Origin of the sequence: Proteus sp. TJ1640 (genome assembly GCF_003144445.1) — a bacterium.
GTDB lineage: Bacteria > Pseudomonadota > Gammaproteobacteria > Enterobacterales > Enterobacteriaceae > Proteus > Proteus penneri.
Genome location: NZ_PENY01000006.1, coordinates 177,174 through 196,122, shown reverse-complemented (window position 1 = coordinate 196,122; position 18,949 = coordinate 177,174). Strand labels below are relative to the sequence as shown.

General features: G+C 40.8%; 14 protein-coding genes. 2 read left to right on the top strand and 12 right to left on the bottom strand.

The window, feature by feature from the left end; all coding sequences use genetic code 11:
- Nucleotides 1–158 precede the first annotated feature (158 nt).
- A complete protein-coding gene (locus DK861_RS02455) occupies nt 159–1,514 on the top strand; it encodes a 6-phospho-beta-glucosidase (protein WP_006534496.1) in 1,356 nt (451 codons plus the stop codon).
- Nucleotides 1,515–1,550: 36 nt separating this feature from the next.
- Nucleotides 1,551–2,315 (top strand): chitin disaccharide deacetylase, encoded by a 765-nt coding sequence (gene chbG / locus DK861_RS02450; protein WP_109399152.1) that lies wholly within the window; start codon nt 1,551–1,553, stop codon nt 2,313–2,315.
- Between the two features lie 118 nt (nt 2,316–2,433).
- Here the strand turns inward: chbG and DK861_RS02445 are convergent, their stop codons facing one another.
- The 12 genes from DK861_RS02445 to DK861_RS02390 all read right to left on the bottom strand — a co-directional run bounded on the left by DK861_RS02445 (nt 2,434) and on the right by DK861_RS02390 (nt 18,692).
- Nucleotides 2,434–2,943, bottom strand: a complete 510-nt coding sequence (locus tag DK861_RS02445) for an outer membrane beta-barrel protein (RefSeq protein WP_162556752.1) — start codon at nt 2,941–2,943, stop codon at nt 2,434–2,436.
- Nucleotides 2,944–3,019: 76 nt separating this feature from the next.
- Complete coding sequence (locus tag DK861_RS02440) at nt 3,020–3,580, bottom strand: Ail/Lom family outer membrane beta-barrel protein (RefSeq protein ID WP_109399150.1); 561 nt, start codon at nt 3,578–3,580, stop codon at nt 3,020–3,022.
- A gap of 245 nt (nt 3,581–3,825) precedes the next feature.
- Nucleotides 3,826–4,314, bottom strand: coding sequence for a hypothetical protein (locus DK861_RS02435; protein WP_229096460.1), 489 nt, complete (start codon nt 4,312–4,314; stop codon nt 3,826–3,828).
- A 17-nt stretch (nt 4,315–4,331) separates the two neighbouring features.
- Nucleotides 4,332–5,015: a hypothetical protein gene (locus tag DK861_RS02430; RefSeq protein WP_109399149.1), complete on the bottom strand. Its 684-nt coding sequence runs from the start codon at nt 5,013–5,015 to the stop codon at nt 4,332–4,334.
- A gap of 24 nt (nt 5,016–5,039) precedes the next feature.
- Nucleotides 5,040–6,596, bottom strand: coding sequence for an SUMF1/EgtB/PvdO family nonheme iron enzyme (locus DK861_RS02425; RefSeq protein ID WP_109399148.1), 1,557 nt, complete (start codon nt 6,594–6,596; stop codon nt 5,040–5,042).
- Nucleotides 6,586–7,821, bottom strand: a complete 1,236-nt coding sequence (locus DK861_RS02420; protein ID WP_109399147.1) for an FtsX-like permease family protein — start codon at nt 7,819–7,821, stop codon at nt 6,586–6,588. Before DK861_RS02420 ends, DK861_RS02425 begins: the two co-directional genes overlap by 11 nt.
- Entirely contained in the window at nt 7,802–8,494 is a 693-nt protein-coding gene (locus DK861_RS02415) for an ABC transporter ATP-binding protein (protein WP_109399146.1), read from the bottom strand. Before DK861_RS02415 ends, DK861_RS02420 begins: the two co-directional genes overlap by 20 nt.
- Complete coding sequence (locus DK861_RS02410) at nt 8,494–10,497, bottom strand: vWA domain-containing protein (RefSeq protein ID WP_109399145.1); 2,004 nt, start codon at nt 10,495–10,497, stop codon at nt 8,494–8,496. The genes DK861_RS02415 and DK861_RS02410 overlap by 1 nt, the downstream gene beginning before the upstream one ends.
- A gap of 9 nt (nt 10,498–10,506) precedes the next feature.
- Nucleotides 10,507–11,508 (bottom strand): hypothetical protein, encoded by a 1,002-nt coding sequence (locus DK861_RS02405; protein WP_109399144.1) that lies wholly within the window; start codon nt 11,506–11,508, stop codon nt 10,507–10,509.
- Nucleotides 11,509–11,511: 3 nt separating this feature from the next.
- Entirely contained in the window at nt 11,512–14,223 is a 2,712-nt protein-coding gene (locus DK861_RS02400; protein ID WP_006534513.1) for a virulence factor SrfC family protein, read from the bottom strand.
- A complete protein-coding gene (locus tag DK861_RS02395) occupies nt 14,220–17,204 on the bottom strand; it encodes a virulence factor SrfB (protein ID WP_109399143.1) in 2,985 nt (994 codons plus the stop codon). Before DK861_RS02395 ends, DK861_RS02400 begins: the two co-directional genes overlap by 4 nt.
- Nucleotides 17,205–17,207: 3 nt before the next feature.
- Nucleotides 17,208–18,692 (bottom strand): SrfA family protein, encoded by a 1,485-nt coding sequence (locus DK861_RS02390; protein WP_202609106.1) that lies wholly within the window; start codon nt 18,690–18,692, stop codon nt 17,208–17,210.
- Nucleotides 18,693–18,949 lie beyond the last annotated feature (257 nt).

Below are 18,949 nucleotides of genomic sequence, written 5' to 3'. Positions count from 1 at the left end.
ATTATTGGGCGTAATAAGTTAATCAACAATAAAGATTAAATTTATTAAAAATAAAAGAGAAAGAAGAAAATAAGCTTATTTTCTTTATGGCTCTTTACGCCTTAATTTTGCCATTAATACACAAATAACAGCATGATTACGCTGTATGGGAGTGTTTTATGAGTCATAAATTAAAAGTTGTTACCATTGGTGGCGGAAGCAGTTATACACCTGAATTATTAGAAGGTTTTATTAAACGTTATCATGAACTGCCGATCACTGAATTATGGTTGGTGGACGTAGAAGAAGGAAAAGAGAAGCTCGAGATTATTTTTGAGCTTTGCCAACGCATGGTAAAAAAGGCGGGTATTCCTTTAACCATTTATAAAACCCTTAATCGTCGTGAAGCGTTAAAAGATGCTGATTTTGTCACAACACAATTGCGTGTTGGTCAATTGAAAGCAAGAGAACTTGATGAATCTATTCCGTTAAGTCACGGCTATTTAGGACAAGAAACCAATGGTGCGGGCGGGTTATTTAAAGGGCTACGCACGATCCCTGTTATTTTCGATATTATTAAAGATGTTGAAGAAATTTGCCCTAATGCGTGGATCATCAACTTTACCAATCCAGCAGGCATGGTAACAGAAGCGGTTTATCGTCATACCAACTTTAAGAAATTTATTGGGGTTTGTAATATCCCAATTGGTATGAAGATGTTTATTACAGATGTTCTTAAGTTAACAGATAAAGATGAACTCTCCATTGATTTATTTGGCTTAAATCACATGGTGTTTATTAAAGACGTTATTGTAAATGGCCAGTCTCGTTTCCCTGAATTATTAGACGGTGTTGCTTCAGGCACATTAACTGCTGGCTCTGTGAAGAACATTTTTGACCTACCCTTTAGTGAGGGATTGATCCGCTCTCTTAATCTGTTGCCATGCTCTTATTTGCTGTATTACTTCAAGCAAAAAGAGATGTTAGCTATTGAAATGGGCGAATACTATAAAGGTGGTGCTCGCGCTAAAGTAGTACAAAAAGTCGAAAAGCAACTGTTTGAATTGTATAAAAATCCTGATTTAAATATCAAACCGAAAGAGTTGGAATTACGTGGAGGGGCTTATTATTCGGATGCGGCCTGTGAAGTGATTAATGCTATTTATAATGATAAACAAGCTGAGCATTATGTGAATATTCCTCATCATGGTCATGTCGATAATATTCCAGCAGATTGGTCAATTGAAGTGACCGCGATTTTAGGGCGTGATGGTGCTAAACCTCATCCACGTTTAACACATTTTGATGAAAAAGTGATGGGATTAATTCATACCATTAAAGCCTTTGAAATCGCGGCCAGCAAAGCGGCTATTAGTGGTGAATTAAATGATGCTTTATTAGCGATGAATTTAACGCCATTAGTACTTTCAGATAAAGATTCAGAAGTGCTTACGCGCGAAATGTTATTAGCACATAAAGCGCATCTACCTAATTTTGCTAAAACAATTGCTGAGTTAGAAAAAGCCGCTCATTAATTGTCGGTAGATAAAAATAAGTAATAAGGAGACAGAATGGCTGGTTTATTAATTGTGAATGCAGATGATTTCGGACTGAGTAAAGGCCAAAACTACGGCATTGTAGAGTGTTTTCGTCATGGAGTGGTTAGTTCAACAACGGCACTTGTCAATGCTGAAGGAATTAAACATGCAGCACAATTGTGCCATGAGTTACCTGGTCTGGGTGTAGGGCTTCACTTTACCTTGACGATGGGTAAGCCGCTGTCTCCTTTACCTTCTTTAACGCGTGAAGGTGTACTAGGGAAATGGGTATGGCAAATGGCAGAAGAGGGCAATTTACCGCTGGATGAAATTCGAGTTGAACTTAACGCACAATATCAGCGTTTTATTGAGATTTTTGGTCGTGAGCCTGACCATATTGATAGCCACCATCATGTACATATGTTTAAGCAAGTTTTTCCCATCGTGGCGGAGTTTGCCAAAGAAAAATCGCTACCGATACGAGTTGATAGACCGTTAGCGCAAAAAGAAGGGATTGATACACAAGGTGTGATAAGTAGTGATGGTTTTGATAGTCAATTTTATGGAGATGAAATCACTCAAGCTTTATTTTTAAAGGTGCTTGATGAGTCGAAAGCGCGTCATGAGCACTCTATTGAAGTGATGACACATCCAGCTTTTGTGGATAATCCATTACGTGCGAGTGGTTATTGTTTTCAGCGCTTAATGGAACTTGAAGTGTTAACAGATATGACGTTAAAACAAGCGATTATTGGACGAGGTTATCAATTGGGAACGTATCAAGATTTAATGAAATGATTTGGAATGTGATTTGGATGATTGATGTCTGTGTTATTCCCTAGTGTGGGTCTTTTTGAGTTATTTTGCCTCTGTTTGTTATAACGCAGAGGCGTTTTTGTTTTTACCACTGTAGAAATCAAAACCGATAACCAATATTGCCGATAAGTGCATAACTTGGATAACTTTTCCCTGCCATTTTAAAGTAACTGCCTTCATAGCCTAAAGTAAGTGTAATATTTTGTGGTGATGTAAATGTGATACCGGTTCCCCAACTGACAGATTTAGATGAATTATCTTTATTTATATTTTCTTTGGTTTGATAACTTATTCCACTGGCACCAATTGTGGCATAGAGATCAATAAAAGATGTTAGAGCATAAGCAGGCCCTAAAGCGATAGAAACATAACGTAACTTGCCATTATCTGATAATGATTGATTCGATAAAGTTCCTGCAAGTTGTATCGAGATTTTTTTATTAGCGACAGGTAATGCTTGAATTCTCATATTAATCCCATTTGCTGTGGGTAAATCTTTCACTTTAATATAAGCATAACCAATAGAATATAAAGGACGATCACTTTTAGCATAAGTGAAAGAAGTAAAAAGTAATGTAGAAGAGAATAGTGATAATAATATTTTTTTCATAAGAATAATGAATTTAATAATAGTCAAAATAAGAAAAAAGCACATATTATAAAAATAATATGTGCTTTTTTTATTATTAGAATCGATAACCGATATTAGCGATAAATCCATCCATGACAATTTTACTATCGCTCAACTTGTCAAGTTTATAGCGGCTATTTTCATAGCCCAGTGAAATAGAAACCATTTCAGCAGGATTAATGATCAAGCCAGCTCCCCAGCTAAATGCATTTTTCTTGATTGTATCGTTGAGATCCACACCTTTAATATTCTTCATCTGAATTTGGCTAATACCAGCGGCACCATAAACACTTAGGTAATCATTTAAGCGTAGAGTAGGGCCTGCCATAACAGAATAATAGCGAGTATCTACATCTTTTAAGAACTGTTTAACAGGTTTGTTTAAATCGTAATCTTTTTGAGCGTATGAACCTGTGATAAGAACACCGAGTTGTTGATTAAGTTCTTGGCGTAATGAAATTGTGCCACCATGCATCGGGTTTTGGCCTTCCATTTTGAGTTGTGCGTAACCCGCTGAAAGTGTTGTTTTGCCAAAATTAAGATCTTCTTGAGCATAAACAGAAGATGCAGCTAATAAACTAGAAATAAATAAAGTTGATAGTAATTTTGTTTTCATTAGTTATATCCCATAATTAAAATAATAAGAACGCATTATTAAGCGATCAAATTATAATAACGAGTCCATTTATAATGGAATAAAAAATAGCACGAGGATTTAAATATGGTTGTTTTATTAAAGTGGCTTATTAATTATTGTCAATATTATATAAATAATAATATATATACGATATAAATCATCATGGAAATAAATAAGAATTAAAATAAAGGCTCTCTAAATAATAATAGACAGCCTTTTTAGGTTTATTTAAGTCCTAGATCACTTTGTAGACTAATGACTTGATTTTGTAAGTTTTCTAATTCAAGCTGTTTTTCCATCACTGATTTTGATGGGTTGTTTTGTGCTGCTTTCATTTGCTTATCAATTTCATTGATCTGCTTTTGAATATCATTTTGCCCTTTGGTTTTTTGGCGAATTTGATTTAACAGATTATTCATTGATTGACTTAATGCACGTTGACTAGCTTGTTTACTTTTTAGGTCTGCATTGGTCTGTTGTTTTTCTTTCTCAATGGCAGCAAGAACGGCTTTAAACTCGGTGTTTAATGCTTGTTCATTACCTAGAATCGCTTTTTTTTGTTCAATACGGTTGTCATAAGTCCCTGAATAATTACAGTTAAATTTGGTAATTATACTGACATCACCCGTTGTCGGATCACAATCCGCGGGATTGGTGACACATCCACTTAAAAGTAAGCTCATGCCAACAAGGGAAAGAGGTAAAAATTTCATTATCATCCTTTTTAACGTTAACTAAGTCTTATTGCTGTGCGTTGAGTATAAAGACTATCAAGCTCTTCTTGTAAAGAGGCAACTTGCTGCTTCATCCCATCGATTTGTTTATCAAGCTGTGCGGTTTTTAAGCCATCTTGACGACTTTGAGCAGCGATATCACGCCATTCACCTTCACGTTTTTTCATATCCGCTAAGCGCGAACGAAGTGCTGCAATATTGGCATCAATACCTTTGAGTTGTTTCTCTGCGGCGTCTTTATTTAAACGTTGTTGTTTCATCTCTTGCTGAATTTTAGCGATGGCTTTTTTATCATCAGCAATAACGGCTTTCGCCGTGTTAGAAGCGCTTTGTAAGCGCTGATTTTCATTTTGAATATCAGCAATCATGGAATTAAGCATCTCTTCTTTTGTCGCGTAATTTTGGCGTTTATTGTCTAAATAGGCATTGGCACCAATACCAACACCACAACCCGCGACAGCAGCAATGAGCATACATGCGCCTTTATTGCTGGAATTTGAAACTAAGCAGCCTAATGCACCAATAGCGGCACCCCCCGCACAGGCTGTAATACCTGATTTGCTGAAAAACTCCATATCACTGTTGTTTTTCAAACGAGGATCAGTACCGTTATTACTTTGGCACCCTGATAAGGCAAGTAAAGCACTAATGCTAAGTACCGCCATAAGTTGTTTATTCATACCACATCTATCCCAAAGTCTCTGTTATTGTTTTTTACACGCTTCAAGCCATTCATTCCGTGAAACTTTACCGTTAGCCCAATATCCTTGAAGTCCTTGCATATACGTTGAAAGGTACGTATTTAAATTTGATTTACCTCTGGCCTCCATCAATTGGCGTACAACGTCAATTTGCGGTTTTACTAAAGAGGCGTCGTATGTTGTTGCCATATCCACTAACGTGTCAGCGTAATAGCTCACAACAAAGTCGAGGGTTTTCTTATGTTCGTTGACTTGTTCTTGACGTCGTTCACAAGTGGCATCTTTAGTGCCAGCAGGGCAGTTTTTTTCATGTAATGCGATTAATCGGTCGTAGAACTCGCCATCATCTTTTAATTTGGTACATAAAAAAGCACCTAATTGCAGTGAAGTACGGATAGCTTGATCACGTTGCTCATCACGCAGTTGTGCATTAGCCCGTAATGTATTTTTTAATTCAGCTAACTGTTTTTTCAATGCTTCATCTTGCACTTGGGTTGAGAGCGTATTCAGGCTATTAATGGAATTATCGCTATTGGATTTCGATTTATTATTTGCTGGCTTCTCATTACCTAATTGCTGCCACTCTTTTTCTATCTCTTTGATTTTGTCGCGTGATGTTAATGCTGGGGCAACAATGGCTAAACGAAAGCCGGTGTATTTGTTTTTATTTGCACCAGTGTCAGTGTAATAAGGCTCTTCTTGACGCCATGAACTGCGCATATCACTCTCCGGCGTGAGATAACTACCGCCACGTACAATAAATCCACCTGCTTGCCCATGTAAGCGGTCGAGTTTATTTAATCTAAAAGGCTCAAACATCATTTCAGCGACATTACCCAACATATCATGTAAGCCTAATGGATTGGGTGATAACAAACCGGTGAGTTGCAATGAGCCATTAGCGGATTGGCTGCCTGCTGACCAAATATAATTTTTGGTACCTTCTGGCATTGGAAAACGCACATCACGAAACTCGGAGGCTGAGACTTTTAGGCCACCACGCGCTGCGAACTCCCATTCTGTTTCTGTCGGTAATCGTGCAAAACCTTTTGCGCCATCTTCAACGGGTAATGTTTCTGGATGTTTGCTTCTTAACCATTGGTTATATTGGTCTGCAAATTGCATCGCTTCGTACCAACTAATATTCACTTTTGGTAAACGTAATTTATTTGAAGCGACAGGGCACTCTTTATTGTTAATCACGCTCTGCATGGCGTTATATTGCAGATCGGTAACGGGGTATTTTGCCATAAGGTAGTAACGGCCTTTTTCTTTGCCTTTTAGTGGAAAGCTACCCGCGATATGTTCAGCTCGTGATTGTTCTAAATACCCCCATTCATCACCTTCTTGCCCTAACGTCACGCTGTAGTCTTGTAAAGGCTGACTGAGAGGGATAGTCACTTGGCGAAATACCATTGAACCTTCACAAGGGAAAGGCAAGATCACATCATCAGGCAACGCTTTTGGGTTAACGAATTTATCGTCCCATTTGGCAGATACGGTAAAACTGCTAGATAACAGCGCAAATGATAAAGTTAAAAGCGATAAATTAAATTTCACGTAAGCTCTCCGCTGGTTCAATCGAAACGGCACGTAATGCGCCAATACTTGCCACTACTAAGGCCACAAGTAAGGCGCTACACATGGCGATCAATAAATCCCAAAACGTTAACTGACAAACAAAGGCTTGTTCAGGTAAATGGGTGCCTAATAATGTGGTAAATAAGGTGCTACCAATGCCATAAAGCCCAAGGGCTAAAATAAAGGCAATGCTCGTTAATAGCAGCGCTTGCAATACAATATATAAAGAAACAGCAAATTGACGAAAACCTAATAGGCGAAGGACTGCCATATCTTTGCGTTTACGATCAATATTGGCAAGAAAGGCGCCAATTAATGAGGCAATACAACCTAATAGTGAGACCCAAGCAATAACAGAGAAAATAACGTTAAGGACATAACTGATCGCTTTTACAGACTCTATTTGGCTTTTTTGTGTTATTACATCAATGTGTTGTTGCCTAAACCAATTATCTAACGGTGCGATGGCATCTAAATTTGTGGCGTAAAGGCGAGCTTTAGCAAACTGGGTTCTTGGTTTTGACTCAACTCCTTGTGTAATACCAAAAAGAGGCGCCTGATAACCATCTCGGTAATCTTCCATTGCCACTAAAACATCAAGAGAAACAAAGGCCGCCGCTCTTGAAAATTTGCTATCACTGATAATGGCGCCGACAGTAAAGGTGCGTTTGGCTCGTTCATTAACGCCATTAAGCTTACGGCTGATAAATAAGCGCACTCTATCGCCTACATTCGCCTGTAGCTTTTGTGCCGCATTGGCAGAGAGCACTAAAGTGTCTGCATTTTGGGGAATAGCGACACCTTCTAATAAAGGATCGTTGTCTGCCGTCGGGATAACTTCAGCGTTATCAATAAAATGCTGTCCATCAATTACAATATCGGCTTGTGTGTTTAAACTACGTGTTAATGGGATAACAAAACGGACTTCTTCTTTTTGCGCAATTTCATCAAACCAGCTTTGTGGATAATTACCATTGCCCAACATCCGTATTTCAAGGTTACGAGGATCATTTAGCAGTTGATTATGAAGCTGCGTTACAATGCCATTCTTTAATCCAAACAGCAGTAGCAGTGGTGCAATAACCGAGACCAAAGAGAACACAATACATAATGCGACTTTGCGATCGTAAATTAAGTCGCGCCAAGCGAGTGAGCTGAGTAACCCTAGGCGATTAGGATTGGCACTATTGTTTGATAAAGACACTACCGCCTCCTTCGAGTTGTGCGTGATAGTGGCTAAATCCAAAACGCTCGACTAAAGACCAATCGTGGCTAACAACCAGCGCAGAAATTTCCAGTTGCTTTACCATCTCTACAATGAGTGCGTACAGCGCTTGTGCATTATGGGGATCAAGGGCTGCTGTAGGTTCATCAGCAAGTAATAAAGCGGGTTCATGAGCGATTGCGCGAATAAATGCTGCCCGTTGGCGCTCACCAATGGAGAGTTGTCGAGGAAGACGATTAAGTAAAGGGCGTAATTGCAGATGGTCAATGGCGTGATCAAGCCAAGCGGAGTGTGGCGGTAATCCCAGCATTTTGCGAGGTAATTGAATATTTTGCATAACGGTTAAAAAGGGAAGCAATCCGCCACTTTGGAGCATAAAACCCAATTTTTCGGCACGCAATGATGCGAGTTGTGCCTGCTCATTACTCAACACCGCTTGTGTGATAATGACATCATCACCGAGTTGGAAATGAGTTAATTCATCAGGACGTAAGATTAACCCGATCATTTCTAGTAAGGTGCTTTTACCACAACCACTTAATCCTGTTAGCGCGCCAATTTCCCCTTTTTCAAGGGTCAATGAAGGAAGCGCAACACGAAAACCGTGTTGCGCATCACCACGCGTAATTGCCATGTCTTCAATCTGGATCATTAAGGCAGGTTTTCCAGTGGGACAGGATAAACGTGATCGCGCGGATCGCTTTGTGGTGCGAGGGATATCCAACGATCAACATCTTCGTTATAGCGTTGATAATATTGCAACTTGGTATTGAGTCGACGGATAAACTTCTCTTGCTCAAGGCCATCCCAGCTTTTCCATGTCTCTTCATCTAAGCCTAAAACTTCACTTAAATAAGGGAGATTTTCGATATATTCACCGAGTAAGCCCATTTCACCTAATTTGGTTGCCGAACCCTGTTTGATTTGATTAGGATCGTTACCCATTGTGGCAGCAATCGAACGTAAATCTGCAAACATATTGTCAGGTGAGATCAATCCTTCATTAGCCGCATTAACGATTTTTTTCATCACGTCACTTAAATCGCTAAGCTCACTTTTGGTCAGTAACACTTGTACTTCTGTGGTTGGGATATTTTGCTGTAATAAGTCACGATCACTTATCCATGCTTTAAAGACTGGGGGCGCTTTTGTACCTTGTTTTTCACCTAAATACGCTAAGCGCATGGCATAGCCTAAATCGTGTGCATCACTAAGTAAGGTGTCAGTTTCTTTATCTTTGCCATAAGTAGGGTCCGCATTTAATGCACTTCCCACAGTAGCTTCACCACGATAAGCGGTTTGAATTTGCGTGGTGACAGCAGTTGCTAAACTGTCGACCATACGACCAAAACTATTTACATCTCCTGAGTTGATAGGGTAGTAAAGCGATTTGTGTAAGAACGGATTCAGCGTTAATGCTTCATATTGCGTTTGTGCTGAAGCATGATTTTTTGCACCTGACGGGGTTTTTAAATGCAGAGTATAAAGTGCAACACCACGATAAGCGGCTTCTTGACGAATTTGTTCAGCATCGAGCTTAGTGGATGACAGAGGATCATCGCCCGTTAATGCGCCCGCGTCGGTGATTAAAATAACGTAACGCGCACCAAAACGAGTCCAATCAACATCATCAAGGGCTTGCATAACACCAGCATATGCATCTTCATCAAAACGACTACTTGAGACTTTTGCTTGACGCAATTCTTTTACTTTATTCAGGAAATCAGGGCCATCTTTTACGTCATTGGGGTTTACAAACATTTTGCTATCGTATTCCAATGCGGGAACGGCTTTGATATTAGAGCGAAACGCCACTAAACCAAATTTTACCTTATCCAACATATTGTCTTTTTCGATTTGAGTATAAACTTTCTGAATCGCTTCTTTGGTTCTATCAATGTAAGGGTCCATTGATATTGTTGAGTCGATAACAAACACGACAGCCGCAGAAAAACCTTGCATCATATTGTCAGCATCTTTGCTATCTGGCGTTGCTGGTTTTGTATTGTTTGCGGTTGCATTTGTATTCTGTGCGTCTTTGCTGTCTTTGGTTTGTGAAGAGACCGATGCCACATTAAGCACCCGCACTTTATAGCCCGCGTCAGTAAAGACTTCATCTGAGCCTAGTACAGGTAACAGATAAAAATTACTTTTCTGATCAATCATATAATCGGGCTCTTTAGCTAAAATAGCCGGATTGACTTTTTGATTTTTGATATCAGCTAAAAAAGGTTGATACTGTTTTTCTGGTGTTGGGCTTTCAAGTAAGCCTTCAACCGTTTGCTTATCTTTGAAAAACAGCATTGGGTTACGACCCGCAGGGTTAGTAAATGCGAGTGTTAACTGCATTTTCCATTCAGATGTGCAGCTTGCATTCATCCAACCGCTAATATGTCCCAAGCTATCAGGACCGACTTGTAACCACTCATTGGCGCCTTGTTTTTGACGTTGATAAACATAAAAACGGCTAAATGCGGGTTGTTCTTTACCTGCTGCACCAATTGTGTCTGCCACTTGGCAACCTGGGTAGGTTAATACACGCTGATAAAGCGTCTTTTTCCCCTCTTGTAATAGCGGTTTTTTCTCTTCAGCACTGGCAGGTGATGTTAGAATTAAACCGCTGAGAATAAGCGTCAGCCAATGCGCCTTTTTCATGTGACTTTCCTATTTTTTCAAAGCTTCAAGACGCGCTTTTGCGTCACTGTTTTGTGGATCATGATTTAAAACCGCTTCGTACCAATAAATAGCGGTCTCTTTGTCTGCACTAAAGCAACCTTGTGCTGATGCGGTTTCTGGATCGTATTCACGAGCATAATTTAGTGCGATTTCAACATCACCTGATTGCGCTTTATATGCATATAAACGCTGAGCAACATCACATTGATTGTTCTGTTTTGCGAGTGAGATCGTTGCGAGGATAGTTTTGCTATCGGGTTGGCTCTGTATGCAACTTTGTACAAAAGCGAGCGCCGTACCTGATTTCATATTTTCAACACTACACACACTTGGTGTTGATGGCTCTGATATCGGTTGTGGTGCTGGTTCACCTGCTGGATTGCCTCTTAGTAAGAAGAACCACGTTAAGATACCCGCTAAAATTAAGATCAGGATAATTGCTAAAATTAAACCAATTTTAGATTTTTTCGGTGCAGGTGGTGTCGGTCGTTGTGGCGGTTCATCTAGCTTAATTTCAGGAATAATCGGCTCAGGCTCTTTGATTGCTTCAGGCTTCGGCTCTGGTGGTGTTTCGACAATCGGCGCCGGTGGAACGGCTTGAGTATCTAATGTTGCCGTTGATTTTAATGCTTCACTTTGACCTTGTGCTTGAGAAGCTAATACACCATCACGAATACGTAATCGACCGATATCTTGTGTTTCATTATCGTCTTTTAACGTAAATTGATACGCCATTTGTAAGTTGCTAACGAGGGGATCAACTAACGTTTTATCAAGAACGATTTGATAACCGTCATCAGCATCTTCAAGAGACAGCTGGTGGAAAAAGGCATTACCTACCCACTCCCCTTTATCATTTAAGAAATAGCGATCTTGGTTGCGCTGAATGCTTAAATAAACAGGGGAAGCGTCACCTTCCCAATTACGAATACTTAATACCGCAAAGCCAGGACGAGCAGGTTGTACGGGTTTTAATTCTGGATTAAACACGAATTATGACTCCACGACGGATGATTTCATGGTTTGAATGATTTGGCCTAACTGTGCGTTTTGTTCAGCACTGATTTCTCTTCCTGCTGAATGACCTGCATTCTCAGTAATAACCGCCGATAAAGCGATAAGCCAATCAATCACAAATAAAAGGGTATAGTTAACTGGGTTGGTAGGTAAGCGGACTAAGCGCTCATCATCACCCCATTGCACGCTAGTGTTATCGGGTCTTTCAAAGATTTTATGGCCTACATTGATTTTGCTATCTGGCTTCTCAACACCGTTATCTTTGAAATTAAACCAAGTAATAAAATCACCCAATACATTATAAACACGAGATGATTGCTGTTCCGCTAAGTCATCACGGCGGGCAATGGCTTCAGTCCCTGCCAGAGTTTTCAACATGCGTTGTTCAACACCAAGACGATTAATAGCAGTGATAAGTTCATCAACTAACAGCACCATTATTTCTTGGTCGATGCCGAGATAGGTTAACAATGTATTGTTATCAGGTAGGCTACGCAGATGGTTTATCCATAATGCCATCACTTTTTTAGGGTAGGTAACCTCATTGCCGTGGCCTTTAGGGGCTTCATCTTCTTCTGGCACCAAAGAGATTGGCGCATCGCTAAAGAGATCAAAAGTCGGTTGTTCCATAGCAGCAAAGGCAGAAACTGGGGCTTGTGTTGCTTTTTTGTTGTCTGAAAGGGTATCGACAACCTCTTTTTCCTGCATATACAGGTCGTAGAGAGATTTACGAGACGGCAACAGGTAATCTAGTAAAGCACCTTGTAAATAAGGGCGGCTTTGCATAAAACGCAAAATAGTCGCGGCATTACGACGTTTTACCTGTAATTCCTCTTCACCACCTGATTGATACCATTTCTCAAGATGATGACCGATTAAATCACGTTGAATTTCTTGCAGTTGCTCACTGATACGTTCAAGTTTTAGTGATTTTAAGGCAACGGTTTCAAGATAATCAGCAAGGCGTTGCATACCACCATCGTTAAGCGACAACATGGCATCCCATGCTTGGTCTGGTTCACGAATATAACGTTGGACAGTTTCATCTTCAGCAAAGGTTTTTTTCATCAGATGTAATTGTGAAACGCTGTCCTCATTGAGCACACTCTCTTTGCCATTACTGATTTGAATAAACGGGGTAGGCATACTCGGTTTACGCACCAAGAAGGTGTTATTAAAGGCATTTCCATTCATCCAATCTGACATCCAAGGGTATTGACCAAAGCGTTCTAACATCGCCATTTTGATCATGCCCCCTTTACCCCATGATTGGCGTAATAACGCTTCATTCATGGTTAAGGAGTTGGTAATACGCATATCAAACATGGTCATCGCCCAAATCAAGCCAGAAGGGCGTTTAGCACGAGTTTGTGCATCTTTACCTTGCGTGTTATTGATCCATTCTGTGAGGACAGCCCCCACTTCTTTTACATCGGATTGTTTGTTTGATGCGGTACATACCACCAGCACATTCATCTCTTGGTTATCGGTATAACGCTCAAACAGATAGGCGACTTTACCCCGAAGAATAAGCTGAGCGAGTGGATTTGCGCTATCATCATTAACCTGACGGCGCACATCCGCCATGGTTTCAACCCCTAAACGCCCGCGATAACCCGGAAAATCCAGTAGCTCAACCTGCTCAAACAGCGTTTTACTTGGTGCATCTAATAACGGGACGACTAATTCAACCGTGAGTGCAGTTAACTCTGCTAATGAAAGGGTTACAGGGGCATCAATACGATCACCATGAACAGGACAAATGCTGATCTGACTATCATTGGCAGTATTGAGACGCTCTAACATATCTACGTTCATAATACTGTCGTTTTGTACTAACACACCGTCTTGTTCTTTGACTAAAGAAGAAAGCGGAGCCAAAACTAAAGGTGCATTGCCTAAAGAGGCAAGTGTGGTACTAAAACGCTGATAAGCAGATGTCAGTTCTGCAATGTCGCCCCATAACACTGAAAATAACTTAGCACGTTGGGCTATGCTGAGATAAGGCGCTAATTCAATCGCTTTAGGCCAATAGGTTGTTGCTAATTTCTTCTGACTTTTTTCCGCGTGGCGTTGCAGGTAATCCCATAATGAAACAACATCATCATGAGTAATACCAGCAACAGGTGTCGCACTGCGTTGTGTGCTTAATGAATTGATTAAACGAGAGATTTTTTCTTCATCTAATTCAAAATCAATTTTTTCCTGATTAAAGTCATACAGGTAAGCATTAGCGAGAATTTTAACGATCTCAATTTCGCTAAAAAGATGTAGCTCGACAGGAAACGCTTGTGTACCTTTTGTGGCGTTGCGACTAAAGCGAGTGACTAAGCCAGTGGCTTCTTTACCGCTACCCGGTGGGTTGATATGGTCGATAAAATCAAGTGTTTTACCTGACATGCTGGTTCTTAAACGACCTTCTTGTCCTGCGGCAAGGGCTGAGATCAGATACGATTTTCCTGCCTGAGACAGACCAAAAAAGCCCACTGACATTGGGCGTTGGGTCGCTAAGCTGAGATTTTTTGCCATATTACGGCTACGGCGCAGGCGATAGATAAGGCTATCGGCTTCGGTATTTAAACGAGGTGCATTACCTCTTACAGCACTTACCCAATCAATGGCTTTGCCTGCACCTTGATAAATGGCATCCCATTTGGCTGTTAACTGTTTTTCATCCATCATATTCATTTACCTAATACACTCCCGCTATCCAGCCAATAGGATGTTTCACCAATACCACTATCTGCTAACGTATTGAGTTTGAAGCTTAAACCGTTTTTATTAACGCCACCTTTGCCATTAATAAGCTCCATTTCTTCAATCCGTAATTTTTCAGATTTATTGTCATTATTATGGCTAGAGGCTCCGCGCTCTTCTCCTAGCTTAATATGCAATACGCTGTCTTCTTGGCTTAATTGTTGTGCCAATTTCGGATTTTTAATGCGTAAGGTATAAAGTGGCGAGGCAGGCCAACGGGCGTTATCTAATTGACGAAAACCTAAACGTATTCCGCCTCTGACTTCAAAATAGGTATCTGGATCAGGTTCAAATTTATCCTGAATATCTCGGTAATAAACGTCATTATCGGAAATCGTGTTGTTATTATCTAACATCCCTAAATAACGCACTGTTGAGTAAGTTTTAAAATTACCTGTCGAGAAGTAGAAGTTGAGTAAACGTGCATTCTCAGCCATTAAACACAACATTGCACCAACCGCGGCGGTTGATTTTGGATCGTCAATGCGGCCTTTTTTGTTGAATGGATACCAACCCCCCGTTTTGTAACCATGTAATGGCAATATACGAGAAGGTGGTACAGGCTGTAATACTTTTAACAGTGCTTGAATACCCGGTAAGCGAGAAGGGCGGCCTGTGAGTAGTAAAACATCACAGGAGTAGTAATAAAGTACCTCACACAATGCTTTTAAACTACGGGTGATGTTAATACGTTCACCTGAAATAAATTCAGCGTGTAGTTGTGTAAAGTTAATTTGCACTGGCACATTCAAGATAGAGAAGCTATCTCCGCCACCTAACTCTTTATTGGCGGCATCGTCAATATAACGTCGCACATGCTCTGTTGGTTGGACATCTAGCAATTCGCCAAAGGTGCTGTTAATACCTTCATGAGGCACTAATGGATCGAAGTTTTCGTATTGGCTTAAAATACGTAATCCGATTGGATTGAAGATTTGTAAGGTAAGCTGTTGACGCAATACTTGCTGACCCGCATCTAAACCTTCACTACCAAAAAGAGAAGACATCAGGGCATCGGCATCAGAAATACCCGCATCTGTTAATGCTGTGCGTAATGCAGGCAAAACACAGATCTGGATGATATCTAATAAAATATCATCACCCGCGATTTTGAATCCTTCGCGGAATAGTTGTGTTGGAATAATTTTGACGTTGCTACCGATACCCGTATCCAGTTTATAGCGCGTGATAACGAGATCGGTTGTTCCGCCACCAATATCAATTGAGGCAATCTTTAACGTGCTATCACCGGTTAATGCGCGGTTATCTTCCCGCACTTGGCTGGCAAAAAAGGCTTCAGTACGCTCGCCAAATTTAATTTGTGTTTCGTTGTAGAGGTAAACTAATTGACCACAAGTGGCCTCATCCCATTTCACATGGATGTTTGGCATTGGTATACGACATTGTTCATCTTTACCATCAAAACGCAGTTTTTCGTCAGTCGGGTCCCAATTCATCGCTTTCCAAATGAGGCCTAATGCGTTTTCCATGCACGTTTCAAAAATCGCGCGCTCTGGTTTTGGCATCGCAGGTGGGATTGTTAAAATGATATTACGCAATTGACGAGGTGCACTTGCGTGACTCATTTTAAGGCGTTGAGCTGGGCTGTTCATTTGCGTTAATGCCTGTGCTAACACCTCGGTTAACATCATGGTCATTAATGAACTACGTGTGTAGTTTGGCGTAAAGACAGGCATACGCTCATCAGGCTCTAAACGGAATAACGGTTCACCATGATCGTTTAGAAGGTATGTCATAGGTACAGCGGTTGCCAGTGGCTCTCTGTCTGTTTGGCCAAAAGAGCGGCTAAAGCGCCAACCTGGAGAATAGGGTGAGTCATCCCATAAATAACGTTTAGGGCTTGAAATACCTGTTGAGCCTTCGGTTCCTAAGCGTTGTGCTGCCATGCGGTTAGCTTCAGGGCCAACGCGACCAATAGTTGGCCACATAAAGGCATTATTTCGACCGCTATTCACTGAAAAATCTTGTTTACCGAATTCCGCTTGCGCAAATTCAACACGGCTTTCAAATGGCTCGTTGTAGATTTGATAGGGGTGGCTTAAATCACGCAATGTCATTTCATAAAGTTGAGTTAACCCTTTATTATCATTGATATGATCTTCAATTAAGATCCCACATGTACGTGAGTTACCCACATCAAGGATAAGGTCAACTTCAATGGCAGGCTCTTGCGGTTTGGATTCATTAATTTTGATCTCCGGTAAGTGGAGTTTCTCACCTAAGATATTGAGCAAATTGAGATAATGTGCCTGATGTTGAAACTCTTTCAGCGCCTCATCCAGTTCATCATGGTACATTTTGGTTACAGCCAGCGCTCTTTCACTAAAGACTTCCTTTAACCAACCATCAATCCAAGGTGTTTCAAGGAAATTTTCCACCTCATAACCTAGATAGGCGAGAGCAAAAGCAACACCAGAACGAACATCTTCTTCGTTTGGTGCGAGATAAGCCGTATTAGTGCGATTGGGTTCAATGCGAGTATCAAAAGCCACTACAATGCGATGTGTATGCCCATCTTCATCTGGCTCTGGCAGTTGGTGAAACATCATTCTCACCCAGTTATCAGGGCCTTGAGAGAATGAGCGTGGCGGATTAAAGCGAAAAAACGGCACTGGCAACCAAGTGTCATTGAGTAAATTTAATGACTCTTCAAGAGAGAAGCTAAATTCTGCTTCTCTCGGTGTTTGTGGTTGATTTTTCGGCGCTGGATAAAGATAGTTATCGTCTCGCTCATTATAGATGAGTCGCATTAACGGGCCGTTTTCGCCTTTTTTAACAAACTCACCATATTCTTTGCGCTGTGGTAGCGTAAAACCAAAATCCAGAAACTGAATATTGCTGTCACGGATAAGGGTGATTTTATCTTTATAATCGGTCAGTGGCGCTAACATGAATTAATTATTCTCCCGCTTCATTGATAATGGGAATGGCTGACTGTTCTCATATTTCCCTTGGCAATCAGCAATATTTTGGCTTCCAGGTTGGCAAATAATATTTGGCATCAAATAGTTTGAGCCATCACTACACAGAGCCTGACCTTGGTTATTTATATTCAGCCCACCGTGATTGACGGCTGCGTTAACAGGGGCTTTACAGGTCACGCCATCACTGCGTGTCATGACGACTTGCCCTTTACCATTATCTAATTGATAGTTCAGGCTCAGTGGTTTACCTGTTTTTTGATCTTGAATACCTGCACCTGCTTTCCATTGGCCATTAAGGAATTGGGTTGAGCCATTAGCTAACGCATTTGCAGGAATAGTCAGTGGTGTTGTGTTATCAGCCGTGGCTGGTGGTGTGACATCGGGTGGTGCATTAGGATCAACCGGAGGGTTGGCGGTATTGTTCTCATTCCCTGCATTTTGAGGAGTATCTGTTTTCGGTTGCTCATTTTGTGTTGTGGGATCAACAGGAGGCACATTCGATTGTTGCGCATCGTTGGGCGCGGCTCCTTCAGGTAAAGCACCTTGGTTATTATCTATTTGAGGATCAACCACAGGTAACCCCGTATTAGGATCAACTACTGCACTGTTCCCATCAGTGCTATTAATCACATTTCCATTTGCATCTACGGTGCCTAATGTTCCTGTGTGAACGGTACCTGTTGGTATACCAACGGTATGACCATTAGTCACCACAGTGGGAACGTTTGGCTTTTCAAGCGTAGGATCGGGTAGTTGAGGCGCTTCAATATTGGGTGTTTTAATATCAACCGTAGGTAACGTTGGCGCTGAGAAACAGCCTCTTAAGAAGAAAATAGCCAGTAGAAGTAATAATAAAGGTAACAGCCACCATAAGAAACGCCACCAAGGGCGCTTAGTCTCAGTGATAATGACTTTTTCTTGCGCTGGTGGGATCGTTGTTGATGTTGGTGCGATTGTCGCAACAACGGGTTTTAAGCAAGCAACAGGATCAACTCTTAGTTGTTGATTGGCGCTGACAAATCCCCAAAAGGTAATAATCGGTTGGCCATCAACAATAAAAATATGGTTTTCGTCAGGAAATTGGATGGTTTTACTGAGGAGTGCGCCAAAAAGCTGACTTTCTTTATTTCCAGCCTTTTGCCTCTCTTGTTCACTAAAAGCGATTAAATCATCTTGATTTTTTTTCAGCACAGCATAAGCAGCTGTACGCTCTTCTTCGGAAGCTGCAGACCAAGGAATAACCGAGCCGTCAATCGGTGAATACCAGTCAATGCGCTCGCCAGTTTCATTCGGCTGAGGAATGGCAAGGCATTGAGAAATATGTGCCTTTCCTTTCAAACGCAGAGTTTCACGTAGCTGCAGTGCAGAGATATAAACAGCCTGTCCATTTTCTCCCATCGGGAGGTAACTTTCTAATTTACCACTTCGTAAGAATGCTTTATTCACGACGATCATTCCGCTAGGCAAGATTATCTATGGGTAAGTTGGCTTATCCGTAAATAGGCTTTAAGGCTAAAAATAAAGATATAAAATTGATATACATTTTATATTATCAGAAATTAGGTATCTATCTAGCGGATTATTTAGGGTTAATTAACTGCTTATTATTAAAGACTTTTTTATTTCTCTTGCGTGAAAGCGGGAATATTGAGATAGCGATTGCTAACTTCAATATAATAATAAAATACACGCGATACGTGAAAAAGTTCACC

Coding starts and splice junctions, on each gene's coding strand:
- DK861_RS02455 (WP_006534496.1), top strand. CDS start 159: ATGAGTCATAAATTAAAAGTTGTTACCATTGGTGGCGGAAGCAGTTAT.
- chbG (WP_109399152.1), top strand. CDS start 1,551: ATGGCTGGTTTATTAATTGTGAATGCAGATGATTTCGGACTGAGTAAA.
- DK861_RS02445 (WP_162556752.1), bottom strand. CDS start 2,943: ATGAAAAAAATATTATTATCACTATTCTCTTCTACATTACTTTTTACT.
- DK861_RS02440 (WP_109399150.1), bottom strand. CDS start 3,580: ATGAAAACAAAATTACTATCAACTTTATTTATTTCTAGTTTATTAGCT.
- DK861_RS02435 (WP_229096460.1), bottom strand. CDS start 4,314: ATGAAATTTTTACCTCTTTCCCTTGTTGGCATGAGCTTACTTTTAAGT.
- DK861_RS02430 (WP_109399149.1), bottom strand. CDS start 5,015: ATGAATAAACAACTTATGGCGGTACTTAGCATTAGTGCTTTACTTGCC.
- DK861_RS02415 (WP_109399146.1), bottom strand. CDS start 8,494: ATGATCCAGATTGAAGACATGGCAATTACGCGTGGTGATGCGCAACAC.
- DK861_RS02410 (WP_109399145.1), bottom strand. CDS start 10,497: ATGAAAAAGGCGCATTGGCTGACGCTTATTCTCAGCGGTTTAATTCTA.
- DK861_RS02400 (WP_006534513.1), bottom strand. CDS start 14,223: ATGAATATGATGGATGAAAAACAGTTAACAGCCAAATGGGATGCCATT.
- DK861_RS02395 (WP_109399143.1), bottom strand. CDS start 17,204: ATGTTAGCGCCACTGACCGATTATAAAGATAAAATCACCCTTATCCGT.
- DK861_RS02390 (WP_202609106.1), bottom strand. CDS start 18,692: ATGATCGTCGTGAATAAAGCATTCTTACGAAGTGGTAAATTAGAAAGT.